This is a genomic window from Streptomyces sp. UH6 (assembly GCF_013421635.1).
Classification (GTDB): domain Bacteria; phylum Actinomycetota; class Actinomycetes; order Streptomycetales; family Streptomycetaceae; genus Streptomyces; species Streptomyces abyssomicinicus.
Genome location: NZ_JACADT010001387.1, coordinates 1 through 1,115 on the forward strand (window position 1 = coordinate 1; position 1,115 = coordinate 1,115).

Sequence of the window (1,115 nt, forward strand, 5' to 3'; positions counted from 1 at the left end):
AGGCGGCGCAGCGACTCCGGGGCGGGGGTGCGGATGGTGATCCGCAGCCCGCCGTCGGGGAGCTCCTCGGCGGCGTCGTGCGGGTAGTACTCGGCGACCCAGCGGCCGGCCGGGCCGACCTCGACCACGACCTCCGGGTCGTCGGCGGAGGGCTGGACCAGTCCGGCGGACAGGTCGCGCGGCTCGATCCGGGGCGGCTCGGAGGGCTCGTCCAGGATGCGGATCTCGGCGACCCGGTCCAGGCGGAAGGTGCGGCGCGCCTCGGAGCGGCGGCACCACGCCTCGACGTAGGTGTGGCCCACGCTGACCAGGCGGATCGGGTCGATCTCCCGCTCGCTGACCTCGTCGCGGGCGGGCGACCAGTACCGGATCCACAGCCGGCGGCCCTCGGAGATGGCCCGGTCGACGTCGGCGAAGACGCCGCCCTCGGACTCGAAGGTCACCGACAGGCGGGAGCTGGCCTCGGCGGTCTCGCCGGCCGCGGTCTCCACCTTGGCGGTGGCGCGCAGCAGCGCCTGCCGGTCGCCCTCGCGCAGACCGGGCAGGGTGGCCACGGCACGGGCGGCGACCAGCAGCGCGGTGGCCTCGTCGGAGGCGAGGCGCAGCGGCTGGGCGGCCTCCGAGGAGAGCGCGGCGGGGTTGTGCCACCAGATGCGCTCGCCGTCGGTGTCGATGTCCAGCAGGTCGCCGCCGCGGAAGCTGGTGCCGCACATGGGCAGCAGCTCCAGGTCGGCGATCAGCTCGTCCCCGGTGATGCCGAAGGCGCGCGCCACATCGGCGACGCGGGCGCCGGGGCGCTCGCGGAGGTAGGTGACCAGGGAGAGCATCCGCCGGGTCTGGTCGATGGCGTTGGCGGGGCGGTTGCCCCGGCTGGTCGTCATGCTGACGTTCCCCTCACTGCTGCCGGCGTTTCCCTCATGCGGACCCTCAGCCCTTGGCCACGGCGCGCAGCCGGTCGATCACGTCGGCGCGCAGTTCGGCCGGCTCCACCGCCACCACGTCGGGCCCGAACTCGACGAGCAGGGCGTCGAGGCCGTGGCCGTAGGGGATCTCCACCTCGTCCCAGCCGTCGCCGAGCGGCCGGACGGCGGTGGCGCGGGCGCGCAGCGGGTAGC

Annotated in this window: 2 protein-coding genes; both read right to left on the reverse strand. The window is 75.4% G+C overall.

Translation table 11 applies throughout. From position 1 onward, the window contains the following. Positions 1-881: YafY family protein (locus tag HW445_RS32060; protein WP_180224264.1), on the reverse strand; the 881-nt coding region annotated here is incomplete at its 3' end. 46 nt (positions 882-927) lie between these two features. Next, positions 928-1,115, reverse strand: a 188-nt coding sequence (locus tag HW445_RS32065; protein WP_180224265.1) for a WYL domain-containing protein, incomplete at its 5' end; no start/stop codon positions are given.